Raw genomic sequence first — 21,626 nt, 5'->3', positions numbered from 1 at the left:
GCTTCATCAGCTCGTACTGGCCAGCTGCTTCTGTGCGCCTGCTTGCCACCTATAATGCGCGCACTTCAATCTGCGTTTCTACACTGAGAACTTATGGAAAACCTGGGTCTGGGCAAGGTCCTGCTCGTTGAGGACGATGAAAAGCTGGCAGGGCTGATCGCGCAGTTCCTGTCGCAGCATGGTTTTGAGGTGCGTGTCGTGCACCGGGGCGATGAAGCCCTGGCAGCGTTCCTGGACTTCAAACCCAGGATTGCCGTGCTCGATTTGATGCTGCCAGGCCAGAGCGGGCTGCATGTTTGCCGCGAAATTCGCAATGTGTCAGACACGCCCATCGTGATCCTGACGGCCAAGGAAGACGATCTGGACCATATCCTGGGCCTTGAGTCTGGGGCTGACGATTACGTGATCAAGCCGATCAAGCCGCCGGTGCTGCTTGCACGTTTGCGTGCCTTGCAGCGCCGCCAGGTGCCCGAGCCCGCGGCGCGGGGTGCCCTGGAGTTCGGCCGCTTGTCGATTGATCGCAGCTGCCGGGTCGTCAGCCTGGGCGGTCAGACCATCGATCTGACGACCATGGAGTTCGAGTTGCTGTGGTTACTGGCCAGCAGCTCGGGCAAGATCCTCTCGCGCGATGACATCCTCAACCGTATGCGTGGCATTGCCTTTGATGGCCTCAATCGCAGCGTTGACGTCTACATCAGCAAATTGCGCGGCAAGCTCAACGACAACCCACGCGAGCCGGTGTGCATCAAAACCATCTGGGGCAAGGGTTACCTGTTCAATCCGTTCGCGTGGGAGGTTTAGATGCTGCGCTTGTATCTGCGCCTCTATGTGATCCTCGCGCTCGGCCTGGCCGGGTCGGTCTGGCTGGTCAACTATGGCCTGGACGCTTACATGCCCGAGTCCAACGAGACGTATAACCGTGAAGCCTTGCGCGGCCCGGCGTGGGCCCTGGTGGAACAATTGCGACCGGTACAGGGAGAGGCGCGCCAGGCACGCCTGGATGAGCTGCAGCCGCATTATGGCTTGCGCCTGAAACTGGTGCAGCGCGACGCCCAGCACCTGAGCGAGCGCGAACAGAAACTCCTGGCGAGTGACCAAGTGGTGGTACGCGAGGATTTTATGAAGTTCCTGTCAGCGATTGACGGCGGCCCGCAATTACTTGAGATCCAGCTGCCGGAAGAACCCAAATGGCTGTACCTGTGGGCTTATGGCTTTCTGGGCGCAGGCCTGGCCATCGTCCTGTATTTCTGGGTACGCCCGCACTGGCGTGATCTGGAGCATATCCGCCTGGCGGCGCAACGTTTTGGTGACAATGACCTCGGCTCACGCATCCTGTTGCCAAGGCGCTCCACCGTTCGCGAACTGGCAGGGCACTTCAACCAGATGGCCGAGCGCATCGAGAGCCTGATCGCCAACCAGCGCGAACTCACCAACGCCGTATCTCACGAATTGCGCACGCCGATTGCGCGCTTGTCGTTTGAACTTGATCAACTGCGCCAGCAGATCGATCCACGCCAGAGCAGCGAGTTGATTGCCGATATGTACGCCGACCTCGGCGAGCTGGAAGAAATGGTTTCCGAACTGTTGACCTACGCCAGCCTGGAGCGCGGTGCCACCCAGGTCACCCGCGAGAACATCGAAGCCCACAGCTGGCTCGACAGCGTGATCGGCAGTGTGGCCCTGGAGGCCGAAGCACAGGGGGTGCAGTTATCGCTGCGTACCTGTGAGGTCGACTTTATCCGCATCGAGCCACGCTTTATGGCGCGGGCGGTGATCAACCTGCTGCGTAACGCCATCCGTTATGCCGATCGCCGCGTGGAAGTGTCGCTGGTCAAGTTCGGCAACGGCTATGAAGTACGGGTCAATGACGATGGCCCAGGCGTGCCGCTGGAGGGCCGCACCAAGATCTTCGAACCGTTCCTGCGCCTCGATGCCAGCCGCGACCGCCGTACTGGAGGGTTTGGCTTGGGCCTGGCATTGGTCAAACGCGTCAGCCAGTGGCATGGCGGGCAGGTGGAAGTGCTGGATTCGGAGTGGGGCGGGGCGTCGTTTCGGATGACCTGGGCGTATGCCGAGTAACACTCTTGAACGTTGTGGAGATCAAATGTGGGAGGGGGCTTGCTCCCGATAGCGCTGGTTCAGTCAACTTAAAAGTGACTGATACACCGCTATCGGGAGCAAGCCCCCTCCCACATTTTGATTGGGTTACCAATTTGAATCAGAAGGTGTATTCCACCATCCCCATCACCGACGTCTGCAAGCGGCGCTCCACAATCGGGCTCTTGCCCGCTTTATCCGCCAGGTACTGCACATCCAGCAGCGTCGAGAACTGTGTGTGCTCGCTGATTGGCAAGCTCCACGTAAGGTTCATGCCATTGCTGATATTGCCGCCGCTGGCCTTGTATGCCTTGAAGCGGCTGCGCGCGGCTTGGCCGGTGGTCACGCCGTACCAGGTCTGCAGGTAGTCGCGGTCACCAAAGTGGCTGTTGATGGCGGTATCGACGGAACCGTAACGGCCTTCATAGAGATTGGTCCCCAGGCTCAACTCCAGATGGGTAAAAGCCTTGCCGGTGTCCTTGTGTTTATCTTCTTCAAGCGCATGTTCCAGGGTGGCGCCAATGATCACAGCGCCGAGGTTGTAGGCGGCACTCACCCCCAATTGCGGGCGTGACTTGATCTCGCCCATGCCTTTGAGGCGTTTGGAGCCGGCATGCATGCTTTCGTTTTTATCCTTGCGCGAATCGCTTGCGCCAACGTATGCGCTGAAGCTCAAGGCATTGCCTTCATAACCCCAGCCCAGGCCCGTATCAGTGTCGAGGAAGACGCCCCAAGGGCTGATGATTTTGCCGCCCAGCACAGGCGCCGTCATGCGTTCGTCGCTGCCACTGTAGCGGGGGGCGTTGGCTATGCCGGCCTTGAGGCTGTATTGCCAGTCTTCGGCAAGCGCCGTGTCGGCGGCGGCAAGCAGGCACAGTGAGGTCACTGACAGGCACAGGTTTTTTGCGTGCATCAGGTGTTTCTCCAGGTTAGAAATTCAAGGGTGTGTGGGGGGACTGGGTGCGTTTGAAGGAATAACCCGAAGCGCTCAGCCCGTTGACCTGGCGGCTGACGGTGTCGCCCAGGCCGTAGCCGGTGCCGGCGAGTACCGCGTGGGCGTTGTCGACCGGCAGCAGGATGTAGTCAGTCAGAGGCTCGTCGTGCAATTGGCCGCGTATCACCAGGAAGCCATCTTCCAGGCGCACACTGATGCCGCTCAACGGTGCGTCGGGTTCATGGCTGTTGAGTACCTGATAGGTGCCGATGGTGTCGGCCCAAGCCGTAGACAGGGTCGGCGGCTCGATGCGCTCACCGATAGCAATGCGTTGGCCGTGGCTGCGGGCCGTGAGCATCTGCCGGCCTTGTACCGTCACTACATCAAGCTGGATGCGACCCAGGTCGCCCAGGTCCTTGAGCCAAAAACCCAGGACCTTTTTCTGCGCACGCAGCCAGCCCTGGTCATCGCGCAACAAGTCGAAGGTGTAGCCGGCCAGTTCGCCAGCCAGGCGCTCACGGTCATCCTTGATACGGAATACGCCCCAGGGGGTCGCGTAGAACCCGGCCAGGCGCTTGCGGTCGACGGCCGCTGGCACGTGGCGCAGTTTCAGACCGTGGCTGGGAGCCTGGCAGTCGTCGGCGCAGGGGCGCTCGCCGGTTTGTGCCTCAAGCATCAGGCGCAGGCTGTCGATGGACAGCGACACCACCATCTCTTCGGCATTGCTGTCGTTGGCCATGATGATCACGGCCAGTTGCTGGTCCGGCAGCAGAGTCACCTGGGCGGCGAAATCATCGCCGCCGCCGCTGTGCTGGTAAGTACGTACACCGGGGGCAATCGGCTCGTCACCGCATGGCGCTAGAAACCAGCCCAGGCCCATCTGGCAGTCAAAATCCAAGGCGTTGCCGGTGTTTTGCTGGGTGAACATTTGATCTATTGAAGCGCTGCCCAGCACGCGGTTGCCCTTGTAGGTGCCTTTGGCAAACAACATCTGCACGTAGTGACTCAGATCCTTGGGGCTGGCCCACAGGCCACCGGCGGCAAGGTCGCGTACCTGGGCGTCGGTGCTGGCGTTGCCGTCCTCATAACCCAGGGCGCGAAAGCTCAATTGCGCGCCGGTGCCGAGGAAACTGGACTGGTTCATGTGCAAGGGGGTCAAGAGGCTGCTTTGTAGCTGGGCTTCGAAGCTTTTGCCGCTGCTGCGCTCGATGGCGGCACCCACCAGCGAATAGCCGAGGTTGGAATAAGCCACCTGAAAACCGGGCGGGCTGCTCAGCCATACGCCCGACACGCGCATCGGCATCTGCCCCATGGCATAGGTGCTGTGCAGGTCACGCAGGTGCTCACTGGGCAGGCCGGATTGATGGCTGAGCAAACGCCGTAACGTGATGGCGCGATCTGCTTCGGCCTGGTCGTCATGAAAGCGCGAGCGTACGTAAAATTCACGCAGGGTTTGCTGGATCGGTGCATCCAGTGCCAGGCGCTGTTGCTCCACCAACTGCAGCGCCGCTGTGGCGGTGATCAGTTTGGAAATCCCCCCGGCGCGAAACGCCGTGTTGGGCGTAACCGGCACGCCCTGGGCCTTGTCGGCCAGGCCAAAGCCACGGGCCCAGATCAACTCCTGGCCATTGACCAGGGCAATCGACAAGCCTGCCACATTTTCCCGGACCATCTCCCGGGGTATGCGTGTTTGCAGGTAACGGATGATCGCGCCGTAATCGCCTTTTTGAATCGGCGGCGGAGCAGGCGGTTGCGAGTGGCAACCGATACTGCTCAGCAGGCAACCCAATAGCGGAATACCGCGCAGTCTGCGAAACATCAAGAGCACCCGAATGATGATTTGGATGCTGAAATGCTAGGGCGGCGGGGGCTGAGAATCTTTGAGTGCTTTGTCGGGAAACTGTCAAAGACTGTTAACGGCCAACTGTAGGAGCGAACTTGCTCGCGCCTACAGGATCAGGGCATCAATGTGGCGATCAGTGCCCGAATGGTCCCCGGCAATGCCTCCAACTCGCGCACCAGAATGCTGCGCTCGCGAATCGCCCAAGGCTCGTCCAGCTTCACCGTCACCAACTGCATGGTGCGGCTGTGGCGCTGGGCGGCGGACTCGGGAATGATCCCGATGCCCACGCCGGCCTCGACCATCCGGCAGATCGCCTCGAAGCTCGACACCTGGATGCGCAGCGACAACTGCTTGCCCAGGCGCTCGACATGTTCGCGCAGGAAACTCAGCAGCGTGCTGCCTTCATGCAGGCCGATATGCTGGTAGGCGAGGGTTTGTTCGAGGGTGACCGAAGGCTGATCGGCCAAGGGATGCCCGACGGGCACCATCAGCACCAATTCATCCGTACTGAAATGCAGCACCTGCAAGCCAGCAGCTTCCACGGGACCGGCAATAATGCCCATGTCGCTGGTGCCATCGAGTACGCCGCGCACGATGTCCCGAGACAGGCGCTCCTGCAGGTCGACGGTCACGCCTGGGCGCTGGGACAAAAAGCCCGCCAGCACTTCCGGCAAGAACTCGGTGACCGCCGTGGTGTTGGCGAAGATGCGGATATGCCCGGCTGAGTCCACGCCGTATTGGGTGAACTCGCTTTTCAGGTAGTCCACCTGACGCATGATCAATCGCGCATGGTGCAACAGGCGCTCGCCCGCCGGGGTGATCTCCACGCCACGGCTGTCGCGGTACAACAGGCGGGTGTCGAGCTGGCCTTCCAGGGCCTTGATCCGCGCACTCGCGGCGGCCGGCGACAGAAACGCACGCTTGGCGCCCTGGGTCAGGCTGGGGGATTCGGCGATATGGATAAACAGGCGCAGGTCGGCGAGATCAAAGTGCATGCAAGACTCCCGGTACAGGGTGGCAGCGTTCAGCATAACCGAACGCTGGTTTATTGAAATGCAAATTCTCAGAACGGGCAGGCCCTTGCATGATCGGCAGCAGACACCCACTGCCTGAGGATCTGCACCCGATGAGCGCCACTGATTGGATCGGCCGAAGCGAGACTGCCCACGATCACCTGAGCCATAACCTGCTCAAGCGCATCGCCGCCACGTTCGGTGAAGGGGTGCCTGCCGACGGTGCAGCCGTACCCGCATTGTGGCAATGGTGCTTTTTCCAGGACCCGCTGCCGGAGTCGGCCCTGGGCAGCGATGGCCACCCGGCTCGCGGCGGGTTCTTGCCACCGGCCGATAACCGTAATCGCATGTGGGCCGGTGGGCGTATCGAGTTTGTGCACCCGCTGCGAGCCGGCGAGGCGGCGACCCGCGTGTCGACCATCACTCAGGTCGAAGAAAAGACCGGTCGCACCGGTTCGCTGTTGTTTGTCACGGTGCGCCACGACTATTCCCAGGCCGGGCGCCTGGCGATCCGCGAGGAACAGGACATCGTCTATCGCGAGCCCACGCCGCCCAAACCCGGCAGCGGCGATGCCCTGGTCCGGGGCGAATGGACAGAAGCGGTGGAACCGACACCAACCCTGTTGTTCCGCTACAGCGCCGTGACCTTCAACGGCCACCGCATCCATTACGACTATCCCTATGTCACCGCCACTGAAGGCTACAGCGGCTTGGTGGTGCATGGCCCACTGATCGCTACCTTGAGCCTGCGCGCGTTCTGCCGGGCGCACCCTGAAGCCACGCTGCGCCGTTTCATCTATCGCGGCGTGCGCCCGTTGATTGCACCGCAGCCGTTTGAAGTAGGCGGGCGCATCAGCGCAACCGGCGTCGCAGAACTTTGGGCCGGCAACGCTGAAGGTCTGGCGCAGACCGCCCAGGTGCATTTCGAATAACCCAAGAACAACAGGCGGAGAGCCGCGCATGAACCCCAATGACAACGAAGAACTCAATGCCATCCGCGAAGGCGTGCGCGCCTTGTGCGCCGAGTTCGATGCCGCCTACTGGCGCAGGATCGACGAAGACAAAGGCTTCCCCGAAGCCTTCGTCAAGGCCCTGACCGCTGCCGGCTGGCTGTCGGCAATGATCCCCGAAGAGTACGGCGGTTCCGGCCTGGGCCTGGCCGAAGCGTCGGTGATCCTCGAAGAGGTCAACCGTTGCGGCGGTAACTCCGGCACCGTGCATGGCCAGATGTACAACATGTTCACCCTGTTGCGTCACGGCAGCGAGGCGCAAAAGCGCTTCTACCTGCCCAAGCTCGCCAGCGGTGAACTGCGTCTGCAATCAATGGGCGTCACAGAGCCCACCACGGGCACTGACACCACCAAGATCAAGACCACCGCGATCAAACGCGGCGACAAGTACGTGATCAACGGGCAGAAAGTCTGGATCTCGCGAGTGCAGCATTCCGACCTGATGATCCTGCTGGCGCGCACTACGCCCTTGGCCGAGGTGAAGAAAAAGTCCGAAGGCATGTCGATCTTCCTGGTCGACCTGCGCGAGGCCATCGGTAACGGCCTGACCGTGCAGCCCATCGCCAATATGGTCAACCATGAGACCAACGAACTGTTCTTCGACAACCTGGAACTGCCGGTCGACAGCCTGATTGGCGAAGAGGGCAAGGGCTTCAAATACATCCTCGATGGCCTCAATGCCGAGCGCACCCTGATCGCCGCCGAGTGCATCGGCGACGGCCGCTGGTTTGTCGAAAAGGCCAGCGCCTATGCTCGCGACCGCGTGGTGTTCGGCCGGCCAATCGGGCAGAACCAGGGCGTGCAATTCCCGATTGCCGAAGCGCATATCGAGATCGAAGCGGCCGACTTGATGCGCTGGCGTGCCTGCGAGGAATACGACAGCGGCAAGAACGCCGGGGCCAGCGCCAACATGGCCAAGTACCTGGCGGCCAAGGCGTCGTGGGAAGCAGCCAACGCTTGCCTGCAAACCCACGGTGGCTTTGGTTTTGCCTGCGAATACGACGTGGAACGCAAATTCCGCGAGACGCGCTTGTACCAGGTGGCGCCGATTTCCACCAACTTGATCCTGTCCTACGTGGCCGAGCACCTGCTCGAACTGCCACGCAGTTTCTGAGGGCCTGAGCATGCGTCATACCCAAGCCCTGTGCCAATTCCTCGCTGATGTGACCTACTCGCAGTTGCCCGAGCACGTACTGGATCGCATCGAGGAGCTGTATCTGGATTGGCTCGCCTCGGCGCTGGCCAGCCAGGGCGCACACCCGATTCCCCTGTTCGAGCGCTATGCGCAGAAGATGGGGCCGAGCAGCGGCCCGGCCCAGGTGATCGTCAGCGGCGCCAGCAGCAGCGCGTATTTTGCGGCACTGGTCAATGCGGCATCGTCGCACCTGGTGGAGCAGGATGACCTGCACAACAGTTCGGTGCTGCACCCGGCCACGGTGGTGTTTCCCGCCGCGCTGGCGGCCGCCCAGGACCTGGGCAAATCGGGTCGCGATCTGTTGCTGGCTGCGGTGGCCGGTTATGAGGCCGGGATTCGCATCGGCGAGTTCCTGGGCCGCTCGCACTACCGCATCTTCCACACCACGGCCACCGTCGGCACCCTGGCGGCGGCGGTCGCCGTGGGCAAATTGCTCGACTTCAACCAGGAACAGTTCATCAACCTGCTCGGCAGTGCCGGCACTCAAGCGGCAGGGCTGTGGGAGTTCTTGCGCGATGCCGCCGACTCCAAGCAACTGCACACGGCCAAAGCCGCAGCGGATGGCTTGCTGGCAGCTTACCTGACAGCCGATGGATTGACCGGTGCGCGCAATATCCTTGAAGGCGATCAAGGCTTGGCGGCGGGCATGTCGAGTGATTCAGAGCCGAGCAAGTTGTCCGCTGATTTGGGTAGCCGCTGGGCGCTGGTGGAAACCTCGTTCAAGTTCCACGCCTCCTGCCGCCACACCCATCCCGCTGCGGATGCGCTACTGGACGTGATGCAGCGTGAAGGCTTGAGCGCGGCGCAAATCTCCCGAGTGGAAACCCGCGTGCATCAAGGCGCCATTGATGTGCTCGGCCGGGTGACGGTGCCGGCCACCGTGCACCAGGCCAAATTCTCCATGGGCACCGTGCTTGGCCTGATCGCGGTGCATGGCAAAGCAGGGTTGCCCGAGTTCCATGAACTGGCGTTGACCGACCCTGCGGTCGCGGCCTTTCGCGACAAGGTCAGCATGACCCTCGACCCCGAGGTCGATAGTGCCTATCCGCAACGCTGGCTGGGCCGTGTCATCGTCACCACCACTGACGGGCGCACGCTGCACGGTGCCATCGACGAGCCCAAGGGCGACCCGGGCAACACCTTGAGCCGCGCCGAACTGGCGGATAAGTTCCAGCGCCTGACTCACTTCAGCGGCGCCCGTACCCCCGCCCAGGCCAGTGGCCTGATCGAGCAGGTATGGAACCTGCGTAACACCGTGTCCATGGCCCATTGGCTTTGAGGGATTTGTCATGAGTAATCAACGACCGCTGGACGGCATCACGGTTGTCAGCCTGGAACACGCGATTGCCGCGCCATTCTGTACCCGCCAATTGGCCGATCTCGGCGCCCGCGTGATCAAGGTCGAGCGCCCCGGTGCCGGTGACTTTGCCCGAGGTTATGACGAACGCGTGCGCGGCCTGGCATCGCATTTCGTCTGGACCAACCGTTCAAAGGAAAGCCTGACCCTGGACCTCAAGCAGGACGAGGCGGGCGCAATCCTTGAAGCGCTGCTGGCCGATGCCGATGTGCTGGTGCAAAACCTTGCACCCGGCGCGGCGGCGCGCATGGGCTTGTCGTTCGAGGTACTGCATCAACGTTTTCCAAGGCTGATCGTCTGCGATATTTCCGGTTATGGCGAAGGCGGGCCCTACGAGAAAAAGAAAGCCTACGACTTGTTGATCCAGAGCGAAGGCGGCTTCCTGTCGGTGACTGGCGGCCCGAGTGATGAGCAGATGGCCAAGGCCGGTTGCTCCATCGCGGATATCTCCGCGGGCATGTACGCCTACAGCGGCATTCTTTCGGCGTTGCTGCTGCGGGGCACGACCGGCAAGGGCAGCCGTATCGATGTGAGCATGTTGGAAAGCCTGGTGGAGTGGATGGGCTACCCGATGTATTACGCCTTCGACGGCGCGCCGCCGCCCCCGCGTGCGGGCGCAGCACATTCAACGATTTACCCCTATGGGCCGTTTCCCACTGGTGATGGCGGCACGGTGATGCTCGGGTTGCAGAATGAGCGCGAGTGGGCGGCGTTCTGCGACAAGGTACTGCTCACCCCGGCGCTGGCGACGGACGAACGTTTCAGCGCCAACTTCAAGCGTTCGGCCAACCGCGAGGCGCTGCGCCAGATTATCGTGGACAGTTTTGCCCGGTTGGACGCCGAGGCGGTGATTCAGCGTCTGGAGGATGCGCAGATCGCCAGCGCGCGGGTCAACGATATGCAAGGCGTATGGGCCCACCCTCAACTCAAGGCCCGCGACAGTTGGCGTGAAGTCGACAGCCCGGCCGGGCCGTTGCCCTCGCTGCTGCCACCAGCGCGTAACGCCGCGTTTACCCCGCGCATGGATGGTGTGCCGGCACTGGGGCAACACAGCCAGGGCATTCTCGACCAGCTGGGTTATTCCGGTGAGGCCATCGACAGCCTGCGTGCGCGCGGCGTTATCTGATCAGGAAGTGTGCGATGCCAAAGCCTTTAGTTCGTTCAGCGTTGTTTGTGCCGGGCAGCCGCCCGGAGCGGTTCGCCAAAGCCTTGGCCAGCGGCGCCGACGCAGTGATTGTGGATTTTGAAGACGCCGTGGAAGAGCCGCTCAAGCGCCAGGCCCGGGACAATCTGGGGATGTTCCTGCAGGCCCACCCCGAGGCTCAGGTGTGGGTGCGCATCAATGCGCCTGGTCACGTCGAGCATTTTGAGGATGTGGCGTTCTGCAAGGCTCATGCAAATGTCGCGGGTGTGCTGCTCCCCAAGGTCGAGAGCGCAGCCCAGGTCGCCGTAGTGGCTGCCACCGGCAAACCCATCTGGCCGATCATCGAAAGCGCTCGCGGCTTGTTGGCGGTGGCCGAGATTGCCCATGCTCCGCTGGTAGAGCGGCTGTCGTTCGGTGGCTTGGACCTGGCGCTGGATCTGAACCTGAGCAGCCATTCCCGCGCTGCTGAGTTTGCCCTCGACCAGGCGCGCCTGTCACTGATCGTGCATTCGCGCGCCGCCGATCTGGTGGCACCGCTGGACGGCGTACATCCGGCCATCGACGACCCTGAGGGCCTGCGCAGTTCGATCCGGCACGCCTATGAAATGGGCTTTGCCGGGGCGTTGTGTATTCATCCCAAGCAGGTGCCGGTGATTCACCAGGCGTTGGCGCCCAGCGCCGAAGAACTGGCCTGGGCCAAGCGGGTAGTGGAGGCGAGTGCCCATGGGGCAGGGGCCTATCAGATTGATGGGCAGATGGTGGATGCGCCGGTGTTGCTGCGGGCACAAAGACTGCTGGCTGCCCAACCCTGACTGGATAAGCCTTCCCACAGGATCGACATGCTCCTTGAGGTTGGTGTTCGGCCAGGCCGAACGCAGGTATCTAAAATTCGAAATTCTCAATATGCAGCACATCAGGCACTTTGCCTTACAACACAACAATAAGAAGGTGATTTCCCATGCTCAAGCTCTCTCGGGCGCTGCTGTGCGCCGCCACCTTGTTCGCCGCGGGCCTGGCCCAGGCGGCTGACCCGATTGTGATCAAGTTCGCCCACGTGGTGGCCGAGAACACGCCCAAAGGCCAGGGCGCGCTGCTGTTCAAGAAGCTCGCCGAAGAACGCCTGCCCGGCAAGGTCAAGGTCGAGGTGTACCCCAACTCGTCGCTGTTCGGCGATGGCAAGGAAATGGAAGCGTTGCTGTTGGGTGACGTGCAGATGCTGGCGCCGTCCCTGGCCAAGTTCGAGCAGTACACCAAACAGGTGCAGATCTACGACCTGCCGTTCCTGTTCAACGACCTGGCTGCCGTCGACCGTTTCCAGGCCGCCCAGGGCAAGCAACTGCTGACAGCGATGCAGGACAAGAACATTCTCGGCCTGGCCTATTGGCACAACGGCCTCAAGCAACTCTCCGCCAACAAGGCCCTGCACGAACCCAAGGACGCCCGTGGCCTGAAGTTTCGCGTGCAAGCCTCCAGCGTGCTTGAAGAGCAGTTCAAGGCGATCCGCGCCAACCCGCGCAAGATGAGCTTTGCCGAGGTTTACCAGGGCTTGCAGACCGGCACCGTGAATGGCACTGAGAACACCTGGTCGAACTATGAAAGCCAGAAGGTCAACGAGGTGCAGAAGTATTTCACCGAGTCCAACCATGGCCTGATCGACTACATGGTGATCACCAACGCCAAGTTCTGGAACGGCCTGGCGCCGGATGTGCGCAGCACGCTGGAGCAGATCATGGCCGAAGTCACTGTCGAGGTGAACAAGCAGGCCGAAGCGCTGAACCAGTCGGCCAGGCAGAAGATCATCGATGCCAAGACCAGCGAGATCATCGAACTGACCCCCGAGCAACGCACGCTCTGGCGCGAAGCCATGCGCCCGGTGTGGCAGAAGTTCGAAGGCCAGATCGGGGCTGAGCTGATCAAGGCAGCGGACGCTTCCAACCAATAATCCCAGGGTGTACTGAGATCCAATGTGGGAGGCGGCTTGCTCCCGATAGCGGTGGATCAGAGACAGATCTGCAAGCTGACACACTGCTATCGGGAGCAAGCCCCCTCCTACATTTGGGCAAGTTCCACCCTGGTATTTCATTTGCCTCGCGAGGTTTTGCCATGCAAACGCTAAGGCGCGTCTGGGAGCACCTGGAGGAAGGCTTTATTGCCTTCCTGCTGGCCGCCATGACCCTGGTGACATTCGTCTACGTCATGCTCAATAACATCTACACCCTGTTCTTTTCCCTGGCCGACAAGTGGGCCTTGAGCAGCGACTTCTTCAACGCGGTAGGCGACGCCACCATGACTTGGGCCCAGGACATGACCTGGAGCGTGGCGCTGACCAAGGCCATGTTCGGCTGGTTGATTTTCTTCGGCATTTCCTACGGAGTACGCACCGCCGGCCACCTGGGCGTGGACGCGCTGGTCAGGTTGACCAAACGCCCGGTACAACGCTTGCTCGGGATGCTCGCCTGCCTGTGCTGCCTGGCCTACGCCGGCCTGTTCATGGTCGCCAGCTACAAGTGGGTGAGTGCGGTAATGACCGCACATATCGGTGCCGAGGACCTTGACCAGTTCGGTATCGACGTCGGTGACATCGTGGTGATCGTGCCTATCGGTTTTGCCTTGGTATTGATTCGCTACCTGGAAATTTTCTACCGCATTTTTACCCACCGCCAGGTCGGGTTGGGATTGGCCGATGAGGCCGGTGAGGCCAGCAAGTTGGCCGGCAGCCATGAGGAGCGTCACTGATGGCCGTGCTCTGTCTGTTTCTGCTGTTGTTCGTGTTCATGTTCCTTGGCGTGCCGATTGCGATTTCCCTGGGGCTGTCCGGCGCGGTGTCGATCCTGATGTTCAGCCAGGACTCGGTGAGCTCCCTGGCGATCAAGCTGTTTGAAACCAGCGATGCCTACACCTTCCTGGCGATCCCGTTCTTCCTGCTGTCCGGTGCCTTTATGACCACTGGTGGCGTGGCTCAGCGGCTGATCGACTTTGCCAATGCCTGTGTCGGTCATATCCGTGGCGGTCTGGCGATTGCGGCGGTGCTGGCCTGCATGTTGTTTGCGGCGCTGTCCGGCTCGTCACCGGCCACGGTGGCAGCGGTGGGCTCGATTGCCGTGGCAGGCATGGTGCGTTCCGGTTATCCGAAGGAGTTTGGTGCGGGGATCATCTGCAACGCCGGGACCTTGGGTATCCTGATTCCGCCTTCGATTGTGATGGTGGTGTATTCGGCGGCGACCGAAACCTCAGTGGGCAAGCTGTTCATGGCTGGGGTGATCCCGGGACTGTTGCTGGGCCTGATGTTGATGATCGCGATCTACATCGTCGCGCGTATCAAGAAGCTACCCGCGCAACCACGGGCGACGTTCCGCGAGTGGCTCAGTTGCGCACGCCGGGCGTTCTGGGGCCTGTTGCTGTTGGTGATCATCCTCGGCGGTATCTACAGCGGCATGTTCACCCCGACTGAAGCCGCAGCGGTGGCGGCGGTGTACTCGGCGTTTGTCGCGCTGTTCATCTACAAGGACATGACGCTGCGCGACTGCCCCAAGGTGCTGCTGGAGTCGGGGCGCTTGTCGATCATGCTGATGTTCATCATCGCCAACGCCATGCTGTTTGCCCATGTGCTGACCACGGAGCAGATCCCCCAGGAAATCACTGCGTGGGTGATCTCCGAAGGGCTGACGCCGATTGGTTTTCTGATCATGGTCAACGTGGTGCTGCTGATTGCCGGCAGCTTTATGGAGCCTTCGGCGATTGTGTTGATCCTGGCGCCGATCTTCTTCCCGATCGCGATGAAGCTTGGGATTGACCCGATTCATCTGGGGATCGTGATGGTGGTGAATATGGAAATCGGCCTGGTGCACCCGCCGGTGGGGTTGAACCTGTTCGTGACCTCGGCGGTGACCGGGCTGACATTGGGGCAGACCATTCGCGCGGCGATGCCGTGGCTGATGATTTTGCTGGTGTTCCTGATCATGGTGACTTACTTGCCATTCATTTCCCTTGCGCTGCCGCATTGGCTGGGGATGTAAGGTGGGAGGGATTGCCCCCTCCCACATTTGTTGATTGTTTCGGCCTTACTGATCCATCGCACTCAAGATCGCATGGGCCACTTTTACCCGCTCGGCATTCGGGTAGTTCTTGTTGGCCAGAATCACCACGCCCATATCCTTGCTCGGCACATACGCCACATACGCACCAAAGCCACCGGTAGAGCCGGTCTTGTTGTACAACACGTTGGCCGGCTGCGCCTGGGCCGGGTTGAGCCAGGTGACCTTGTGCGGCTCCATTGCCATCGGTGTGGAGTTACCGTCGATCAACGCTTGCAGGGTGATGGGGTAGGGGTAGCGCTCCCAGCCCAGGCCCTGGGTCATGCCGTTCACGGTGTAGTAGCCAGCGTGGGTGGCGGCGATGGCCTGTTGCACGGGCTGTTCCAGGGTTTGCGGGTGCATGTTCGCAATGACATAGCGGGCGAGGTCCTGGCTGGTGGTCTTGAGCCCGTAGGCTTCACTGTCCAGCGCGCCGGGGCTGACGCGCACAGGTTTTTGCTGCTTGTCATAGCCTTGGGCATATTGGCTGGCTTTGTCCGTGCGCACGCTGACATAGGTGTTGGTCAACCCTAGCTTGGGCAGCAGCGTCTTCTCCATGGCAACGTTGAACGGCTGGCCCAGGCTTTGCGCGGTCAGGTAGCCGAACAGGCCGATGCTGGGGTTGGAGTACAAGCGTTGTTCACCCGCAGCGTAAGTGGGCTTCCAATGCTGGAAGTAGCCCAGCATGGTCGATGCACTGTCGGCTGCATCCGGAAATTGCAGCGGCAAGCCGCCAGGGGTATAGGTCGCCAGTTGCAGCAGGCTGATGCGATCGAACGCGCTGCCGGCCAGGGACGGCAAGTACTGGCTGGCTGTGTCCGACAGCTTGAGCTTGCCGATGGCCTGGGCATAACCACCAAGGGTAGCGGTGAAGGTTTTACTTACCGAGCCGATTTCGAACAGCGTGTTTTGAGTGACCGCGGCCTGGGTGTCCTTGGCGGCTACGCCGTAATTAAAGTATTGCACCTTGCCCTGGTTCACCACCGCGACTGCAAGGCCGGGGATGCCTTGCTGTTGCATCAAGGGTTTGACGTTGCTGTCCACGACCTGGCGTATATCGGTGGCGGCCATACAGCCGCCGGATACGAGCAGCAAAGCTGAAACCAGGTACTTTGGCTGATATTTCATGGTGATTCGCTTCCATGTAAAAGTGGCAATGATGATCAGAGCCTGCGCAGGCGTGGCAAATCTAGGTGGATTTTATACCCGGAGCAAACGATGATATCTCGCACCAGCCATTAGAAAAATTGGGGTAAGCCTTGTTGCGTTCCCATCTGCCCCTCAATGCCCTGCGCGCTTTTGAAGCCTCGGCGCGCCATTTGAGCTTTACCCGCGCGGCCATCGAGCTATGCGTGACCCAAGCCGCAGTCAGCCATCAAGTCAAAAGCCTCGAAGCGCAGCTCAATGTCACGCTGTTCAAGCGCCTGCCACGCGGCCTGATGCTCACTCGCGAAGGCGAAACCCTGTTGCCGGTGTTGCGTGAAGCCTTCGACCGTATTGCCCACACCCTGGGCCAGTTCGAGGGCGGTCACTACCGCGAGGTGCTGACAGTGGGCGCGGTCGGCACCTTCGCCGTGGGCTGGCTATTGCCTCGTTTGGCGGATTTCCACAGCCGCTATCCGTTTATTGATTTGCGCCTGTCCACCCACAACAACCGCGTTGATGTCGCTGCCGAGGGCTTGGATTACGCCATTCGGTTTGGCGCAGGCGCCTGGCATGGCACCGAGGCCTGCCCTTTGCTGGAAGCCCCGCTGACGGTGTTGTGCGTGCCGCAGATTGCCGAGCAATTGCACAGCCCGGCCGACGTGTTGAAGCACACCTTGCTGCGCTCTTACCGTGCCGATGAGTGGAGCCTTTGGTTGCAGGCTGCCGGGTTGCCGGCAGACACCCTGGTGCCGCGCAGTATCGTGTTCGACTCGTCGCTGGCGATGATGGAGGCCGCCCTGCAAGGCAGCGGTGTGGCCCTGGCGCCAGCGTTGATGTTTTCACGCCAGTTGGAAAGCGATGTGATCCGCCAGCCGTTCGATGTGGGGATCACGACCGGCAGTTATTGGTTGACCCGTTTGCAGTCACGCAACGAGACACCCGCGATGTCGGCGTTCAAGGGGTGGTTGCAGACGTGTATTGAATAAGAATGTGGGAGGGGCGGCTAGGCGAGGTATTTGCGGAACCAGCCCAGGGTGCGCTCCCAGGCCAGGTTGGCTGCTGCCTCGTCATACCGCGGCGTTGAGTCATTGTGAAAACCGTGGTTGGCGCCTTGGTAGATGTAAGCCTCATACGTCGTGCCCGCAGCTTTCAACGCCTGCTCATACGCCGGCCAACCCTCATTGATCCGCGTATCCATTTCCCCGAAATGCAACATGATCGGTGCCTTGATGCGCGGCACGTCTTTGGCCTCGGGTTGGCGCCCGTAGAACGACACCGCAGCGCCCAGTTCCGGGTAGGCCACCGCCGCCGCGTTGGTCACGCCGCCGCCGTAACAGAAGCCGGTGATGCCGACTTTGCCGGTACTGCTGTCGTGGTGCATCAGCCATTCGATGGCGGCGAAGAAGTCGTTCATCAGTTTGGTCGGGTCGACAGTCTGTTGCAGCGCCACGCCTTTTTCATCGTTGCCGGGGTAGCCGCCCACGGACGTCAGGCCATCGGGTGCCAGGGCAATGAAGCCGGCTTTGGCCAGGCGCCGGGCCACGTCTTCGATATAGGGGTTCAGGCCACGGTTTTCATGCACCACCACCACGGCGGGCAGTTTTGCCGCAGCCTTGGACGGGCGCACCAGGTAGCCGCGCACCGTGCCGTTGCCCTTGGGCGAAGGGTAGGTGATGTAGTCGGCGACGATATCCGGATCGGTGAATTTGACCTGTTCGGCCAGGGCGTAGTTGGGGCTCAGGGCTGCCAGCAGCGCCGAGGCGGTGAGGCCGCCCAAGGTGAACAGCGCGGCACGGTCGAGAAACTCGCGGCGGTTGATCTTGCCGTGGGCGTAGCCGTCGTAGAGTTCCAGCAGTTCGGGAGCAAAGTCCTTGGCGGTAAGACGGGGCATGGGTGCAGTCCTCGATCAGCGGTTGCAGTCACTGTAGACCAGGATCACGCCTCGCGACCATGGGCGGCCGCGGCCAATTGCCCGGTGTCGACGCGTACGAAAACTGAATCGCCGATGGCCGTGAGCACGTCACCGGCGTACACCTCGCAGACCACGCGGCTTTTGCGCCCGATGTCGCCTTCGACCCGTGCGCGCAGGGTCAGTGGCACGCCCATCGGTGTGGGCTTGATGAATTTGATCCCCAGGTTGCCGGTGACGCAGTCGATGCGCGGCAGGCTGCCGGGTTCGCGCTGTTCGGCGCGGTAGTGGTAGGCCATGGCGGTCCAGTTGGAATGGCAATCCACCAGCATGGCGATCAGGCCGCCGTAGACCAGGTCTGGCCAGCCGCTATATTTGGCTTCGGGTTGATGCTCGGCGACCACGTGTACGCCATCTTCGGCCCAGCGGCTCTTGATATGCAGGCCATGGGGGTTGCTGCTGCCGCAGCCGTAGCAGATGCCTTCTGGCGCGGTGATGTCTTGGAGAGAAGCGGTGGTCATGCAAAGTCCTTGTTATTGTTCAGGCGACTTCCCTGTTTAGCAGGCCACGCGTCAGCGGGCAAACTTCTTCGCCCCGGCCACGCAGCCGATCACCGCGAACGTCACCAGCACCATGCCCAGGCTGACCTGCTCATGCAGCAGGCCCGCGGCCAGCGCCAGGCCGAAGAAAGGTTGCAGCAGCTGCAACTGGCCGACTGCGGCAATGCCGCCCTGGGCCAGGCCGCGGTACCAGAACACAAAGCCGATCAACATGCTGAACAGCGCCACGTACCCCAGGCTCAGCCACGCCGGCAGGCTAATGCCGCTGAGGGTCGAAGGCGCCAGCAGCAGGCTCAACGGTGCCACCAGCGGCAGCGACACCACCAGCGCCCAACAAATCACCTGCCAGCCACCCAGGCTGCGCGACAGCTTGGCGCCTTCGGCATAACCCAGGCCGCAGACCAGCACCGCCAACAGCATCAACAAGTCGCCTGCAGGGGCGGCGCTCAAGCCTTGGGCAAAGGCGTAACCCATCACCAACAGGCTGCCCAGGATGGAAAACAACCAGAACACTGGCTTGGGTCGCTCGCCGCCACGCAGCACGCCAAATACCGCCGTGGCCAGGGGCAGCAGGCCGATGAAGACGATTGAATGGGCCGAGGTCACGTATTGCAGGGCCAGGGCTGTGAGCAGTGGGAAGCCGATCACCACGCCCAGAGCGACGATCACCAAGGGAGCCCATTGCTGACGGGTGGGGCGTTTTTCCTTGAATAGCCACAACAGGCAGCCCCCCAGCAGGGCGGCGAGGGTGGCGCGGATCATGGTCAGGAACACCGGGTCGAACTCCATGACCGCCAGGCGCGTGGCCGGCAGCGATCCGCTGAAAATCACCACGCCGATAAAACCGTTGATCCAACCCTGAGTGCTGACATCCAGGGTGCCGAAGCGGGCGATGCGTTCCATGGCGGTATGTCCGAAAGTGGGGTTGCGTGCGGCTCATCCTAGGGCTGAAGATTAGGACAATCAAAAAATTGTCATGGATACATCCCGATGCCCCGTGCGCGCTACAAATCGCTGGTCGATACCTTCGCCGAGGCCATCCGCAGTGGACGAATGCCTGCCGGCACGCGCTTGCCTACTCATCGCCAGTTGGCCGCTGAACACGGCTTGGCGCTGGTCACCGCGAGCCGGGTGTACAGCGAGTTGGAAGCCATGGGCCTGGTCAGTGGCGAGACCGGTCGCGGTACCTTCGTGCGTGAAATCACCTTGCCGCCGGGGCAGGGCAGCGGGCAGATGACGGTGGCGCCGGGCCTGCTCGACCTGAATTTCAACTACCCGTCCTTGCCTGGGCAGGCCGAGCTGTTGCGCACGGCGTTGCGCCAGTTGGCGTTGTCGGGCGATCTGGAGGCACTGCTGCGTTACCAGCCCCATGCAGGGCGCGTGCATGAGCGCGCCGCCATGGCCCGGCACTTGTTGAATCGAGGACTCACGGTGGCCGCCGAGCAGGTACTGGTGGTCAGCGGCGCCCAGCACGGCTTGGCGGTGACCCTGATGACGTTGCTCAAGCCTGGGGATGTGATCGCGGTGGATGCGCTGACTTATCCGGGCTTCAAGGCGCTGGCCGAAACCCTGCACCTGGAAATCGTCGCCATCCCGGTGACCACGGCCGGCCCGGACCTGGACCATCTGCATAGCCTGTGTCGCCAGCGCCCGGTACGTGCGGTATACAGCATGCCAACCCTGCATAACCCGCTGGGCTGGGTACTGAGCCTGGAGCAGCGCGAGCGTTTGGTGGCGATTGCCCGGCAGCACAACCTGATGATCGTCGAGGATGGCGCCTATGCGTTTCTCGCCGAAGATGCACCTGCGCCGTTGGCGGCACTGGCCCCGGAGCGCACGGTGTATGTGGGTGGGCTGTCCAAGAATGTCGCCGCCGGTTTGCGCATAGGGTTTATCGCGGCGCCTTCAGCTTGGGTGAGCAGGTTGGAACGTACGATCATGGCCACCACCTGGAGCGTGCCAGGCGTGATGAGTGCCATTGCAGTGGCCTGGCTCGAAGACGGTACGGTGGCGCAACTGGAGGCGCAAAAACGCGCGGATGCCCAAGCCCGCCAGGCACTGGCAGCCCAAGTGCTGACGGGCGTGCGGTATGTCAGCCATCCGTCATCGTATTTTTTGTGGCTGCCTTTGGCAGAAGAGGCTCGCGCCGATCAAGTCGTCATGACCTTGCAGCGCGAAGGCATTTGCGTGTCCACCGCCGAACCGTTCGCAGTCTCGGCCCAGGTGCCCCACGCACTGCGCGTGGCCCTGGGGTCGGTGCCGATGGCGCAGTTGCGTGGGGCCCTGGAGACGATACGCAAAGTGGTGGCGTGGTGAGCTGTGCTCAGTATTTGTAAGCCTGGCGCCCGATCAGTAGCCACTTGCCGTGTTGCTTCTGCCAGACCTGGAAGTTGTCGATATCGGTTGGCGTGTCCACACCACTGTTCACCGCCAGGGCATGGAAGTGGTTGCGCACCAGGGCGGTATCGCCATTAAGGGTGATGGTCTGGTTCTGCATTTCCAGAGTCTTGAAGGCGCTGGTGTGGGTTTGCAGGTCGGCGATAAATTGCGCCTTGTTCTGCACTTTGCCGCTGGAGTGGCCGTAGGTGAGCGTGTCGGATGTCAGCGCGTGAAGTTGCTTGACGTCCAGATGCAACATGGCTTGGGTCAGTTGGTCGACTGCCTGGGCCACTTCCTTTTCAGCGGGGGCAGCGGCGACGTAGCCGGAGAACAGGCACAGGAAGCCGATCAGCACTTTGAGGTTGGGCATGGGTGTTCCTTGTTTTTGTTGGGTGGATACGACGAGGTATGTCGTCGTACAACCATGCAATAATTTCGGCAGGGAAGGAAAGTGAAATTTTGAAATGGGCTGAGATGATTCGAGGTTAGAGTGGTAACCAGCACCCCATAGCCGAGGTAAAAATGGCTTTTGACTGGCACAGCGACCCTCTCACCCGTGGGACACCGGTGACCCCGGGCTATAAAAACACTCAGAACGTGCGCCGTTTCATGCGTGAACAGTGCGGGCCGACGTTCAAGTTCAACCGCCCCTTTATGGCGTGGATTCTCAATGGCGCCCCCAAGACTATGGGTGATGTGGTGGACGAGTGGCAGCGTCGCGAGGTGACGCTGCCCTAAGCCACGGTGCTTGATTGCAAATACAGCAAAATGTGGGAGGGGGCTTGCTCCCGATGGCGGCCTCAGGGCCGACCAGGATGTTGGATCAGGCCGAGTACATATCCATTGCTGCGGTAACGACCACTATTGGTTCCGCTTTTACAGCGGGTCACTTTTGAAAAGCGTGTATAGACCGGACACATGGTGGACACATGTGCGGGGACATGGTTGACACATTATGGGCCATAG

21 protein-coding genes are annotated in these 21,626 nt (G+C 61.4%); 13 read left to right on the top strand and 8 right to left on the bottom strand.

Annotated elements, in window-relative coordinates:
• The first annotated feature begins 93 nt into the window (after positions 1 to 93).
• Together E3O56_RS06555 and E3O56_RS06550 are read left to right on the top strand one after the other, a co-directional pair.
• Positions 94 to 801, top strand: a complete 708-nt coding sequence (locus tag E3O56_RS06555) for a winged helix-turn-helix domain-containing protein (RefSeq protein WP_248128001.1) — start codon at positions 94 to 96, stop codon at positions 799 to 801.
• Positions 802 to 2,079: an ATP-binding protein gene (locus tag E3O56_RS06550; protein WP_248128000.1), complete on the top strand. Its 1,278-nt coding sequence runs from the start codon at positions 802 to 804 to the stop codon at positions 2,077 to 2,079. It abuts the gene before it with no gap.
• Positions 2,080 to 2,218: 139 nt separating this feature from the next.
• Here E3O56_RS06550 and E3O56_RS06545 read toward each other — a convergent pair whose 3' ends face one another.
• The 3 genes from E3O56_RS06545 to E3O56_RS06535 form a co-directional block, all read right to left on the bottom strand.
• A complete protein-coding gene (locus E3O56_RS06545; protein WP_148853930.1) occupies positions 2,219 to 3,010 on the bottom strand; it encodes a MipA/OmpV family protein in 792 nt (263 codons plus the stop codon).
• A gap of 16 nt (positions 3,011 to 3,026) precedes the next feature.
• Positions 3,027 to 4,850 carry a serine hydrolase domain-containing protein gene (locus E3O56_RS06540; protein WP_216091275.1) on the bottom strand — a complete coding sequence of 608 codons (1,824 nt, stop codon included), beginning with the start codon at positions 4,848 to 4,850 and terminating at the stop codon, positions 3,027 to 3,029.
• Positions 4,851 to 4,987: 137 nt separating this feature from the next.
• Positions 4,988 to 5,869, bottom strand: coding sequence for a LysR family transcriptional regulator (locus E3O56_RS06535; protein WP_032880850.1), 882 nt, complete (start codon positions 5,867 to 5,869; stop codon positions 4,988 to 4,990).
• Between the two features lie 131 nt (positions 5,870 to 6,000).
• Here E3O56_RS06535 and E3O56_RS06530 point away from each other — a divergent pair, with 131 nt between their 5' ends.
• From E3O56_RS06530 to dctM, 8 genes are all read left to right on the top strand, one after another.
• A complete protein-coding gene (locus E3O56_RS06530; RefSeq protein ID WP_032880852.1) occupies positions 6,001 to 6,819 on the top strand; it encodes a MaoC family dehydratase N-terminal domain-containing protein in 819 nt (272 codons plus the stop codon).
• A gap of 28 nt (positions 6,820 to 6,847) precedes the next feature.
• Positions 6,848 to 8,011 (top strand): acyl-CoA dehydrogenase family protein, encoded by a 1,164-nt coding sequence (locus E3O56_RS06525; RefSeq protein WP_248127999.1) that lies wholly within the window; start codon positions 6,848 to 6,850, stop codon positions 8,009 to 8,011.
• A gap of 10 nt (positions 8,012 to 8,021) precedes the next feature.
• Positions 8,022 to 9,371, top strand: coding sequence for an MmgE/PrpD family protein (locus tag E3O56_RS06520; protein ID WP_248127998.1), 1,350 nt, complete (start codon positions 8,022 to 8,024; stop codon positions 9,369 to 9,371).
• Positions 9,372 to 9,381: 10 nt separating this feature from the next.
• Complete coding sequence (locus tag E3O56_RS06515) at positions 9,382 to 10,575, top strand: CaiB/BaiF CoA-transferase family protein (RefSeq protein ID WP_103735003.1); 1,194 nt, start codon at positions 9,382 to 9,384, stop codon at positions 10,573 to 10,575.
• Between the two features lie 14 nt (positions 10,576 to 10,589).
• Positions 10,590 to 11,405, top strand: coding sequence for a CoA ester lyase (locus tag E3O56_RS06510; RefSeq protein WP_148853935.1), 816 nt, complete (start codon positions 10,590 to 10,592; stop codon positions 11,403 to 11,405).
• 146 nt (positions 11,406 to 11,551) lie between these two features.
• Positions 11,552 to 12,535 (top strand): TRAP transporter substrate-binding protein, encoded by a 984-nt coding sequence (locus tag E3O56_RS06505; RefSeq protein ID WP_005787905.1) that lies wholly within the window; start codon positions 11,552 to 11,554, stop codon positions 12,533 to 12,535.
• Between the two features lie 161 nt (positions 12,536 to 12,696).
• Positions 12,697 to 13,329 carry a TRAP transporter small permease gene (locus tag E3O56_RS06500; RefSeq protein ID WP_032880859.1) on the top strand — a complete coding sequence of 211 codons (633 nt, stop codon included), beginning with the start codon at positions 12,697 to 12,699 and terminating at the stop codon, positions 13,327 to 13,329.
• A complete protein-coding gene (dctM, locus tag E3O56_RS06495) occupies positions 13,329 to 14,609 on the top strand; it encodes a C4-dicarboxylate TRAP transporter large permease protein DctM (protein WP_032880861.1) in 1,281 nt (426 codons plus the stop codon). Before E3O56_RS06500 ends, dctM begins: the two co-directional genes overlap by 1 nt.
• A gap of 45 nt (positions 14,610 to 14,654) precedes the next feature.
• On the opposite strand, the gene ampC is transcribed toward dctM, so the two are convergent.
• The gene (gene ampC, locus E3O56_RS06490; protein ID WP_032880862.1) at positions 14,655 to 15,794 is read right to left on the bottom strand and encodes a class C beta-lactamase; all 1,140 of its coding nucleotides are present in this window, start codon (positions 15,792 to 15,794) and stop codon (positions 14,655 to 14,657) included.
• A 131-nt stretch (positions 15,795 to 15,925) separates the two neighbouring features.
• Between ampC and E3O56_RS06485 the strand changes: the two genes are divergently transcribed.
• The gene (locus tag E3O56_RS06485; RefSeq protein WP_032880863.1) at positions 15,926 to 16,798 is read left to right on the top strand and encodes a LysR family transcriptional regulator; all 873 of its coding nucleotides are present in this window, start codon (positions 15,926 to 15,928) and stop codon (positions 16,796 to 16,798) included.
• 17 nt (positions 16,799 to 16,815) lie between these two features.
• Here the strand turns inward: E3O56_RS06485 and yghX are convergent, their stop codons facing one another.
• The 3 genes from yghX to E3O56_RS06470 are packed head-to-tail and all read right to left on the bottom strand — an operon-like array spanning position 16,816 to position 19,184.
• Positions 16,816 to 17,703 carry a YghX family hydrolase gene (gene yghX / locus E3O56_RS06480; protein WP_248127997.1) on the bottom strand — a complete coding sequence of 296 codons (888 nt, stop codon included), beginning with the start codon at positions 17,701 to 17,703 and terminating at the stop codon, positions 16,816 to 16,818.
• Between the two features lie 44 nt (positions 17,704 to 17,747).
• On the bottom strand, positions 17,748 to 18,242 hold the full coding sequence (locus E3O56_RS06475; protein ID WP_103735007.1) for a thioesterase: 495 nt from the start codon (positions 18,240 to 18,242) through the stop codon (positions 17,748 to 17,750).
• Between the two features lie 51 nt (positions 18,243 to 18,293).
• A complete protein-coding gene (locus E3O56_RS06470; protein ID WP_032880867.1) occupies positions 18,294 to 19,184 on the bottom strand; it encodes a DMT family transporter in 891 nt (296 codons plus the stop codon).
• Between the two features lie 87 nt (positions 19,185 to 19,271).
• On the opposite strand from E3O56_RS06470, the gene E3O56_RS06465 reads away from it, so the two are divergent.
• The gene (locus tag E3O56_RS06465) at positions 19,272 to 20,597 is read left to right on the top strand and encodes a PLP-dependent aminotransferase family protein (RefSeq protein WP_248127996.1); all 1,326 of its coding nucleotides are present in this window, start codon (positions 19,272 to 19,274) and stop codon (positions 20,595 to 20,597) included.
• Positions 20,598 to 20,604: 7 nt separating this feature from the next.
• On the opposite strand, the gene E3O56_RS06460 is transcribed toward E3O56_RS06465, so the two are convergent.
• On the bottom strand, positions 20,605 to 21,030 hold the full coding sequence (locus E3O56_RS06460) for a nuclear transport factor 2 family protein (protein WP_032880870.1): 426 nt from the start codon (positions 21,028 to 21,030) through the stop codon (positions 20,605 to 20,607).
• A gap of 152 nt (positions 21,031 to 21,182) precedes the next feature.
• On the opposite strand from E3O56_RS06460, the gene E3O56_RS06455 reads away from it, so the two are divergent.
• Entirely contained in the window at positions 21,183 to 21,398 is a 216-nt protein-coding gene (locus E3O56_RS06455) for a DUF6434 domain-containing protein (protein ID WP_078821237.1), read from the top strand.
• Positions 21,399 to 21,626 lie beyond the last annotated feature (228 nt).

Source organism: Pseudomonas sp. W2Aug9 (assembly GCF_023127755.1).
Lineage (GTDB): Bacteria > Pseudomonadota > Gammaproteobacteria > Pseudomonadales > Pseudomonadaceae > Aquipseudomonas > Aquipseudomonas synxantha_A.
Note: the sequence above shows the minus strand (reverse complement) of the source record. Positions and strands in the feature narration are given on the sequence as shown.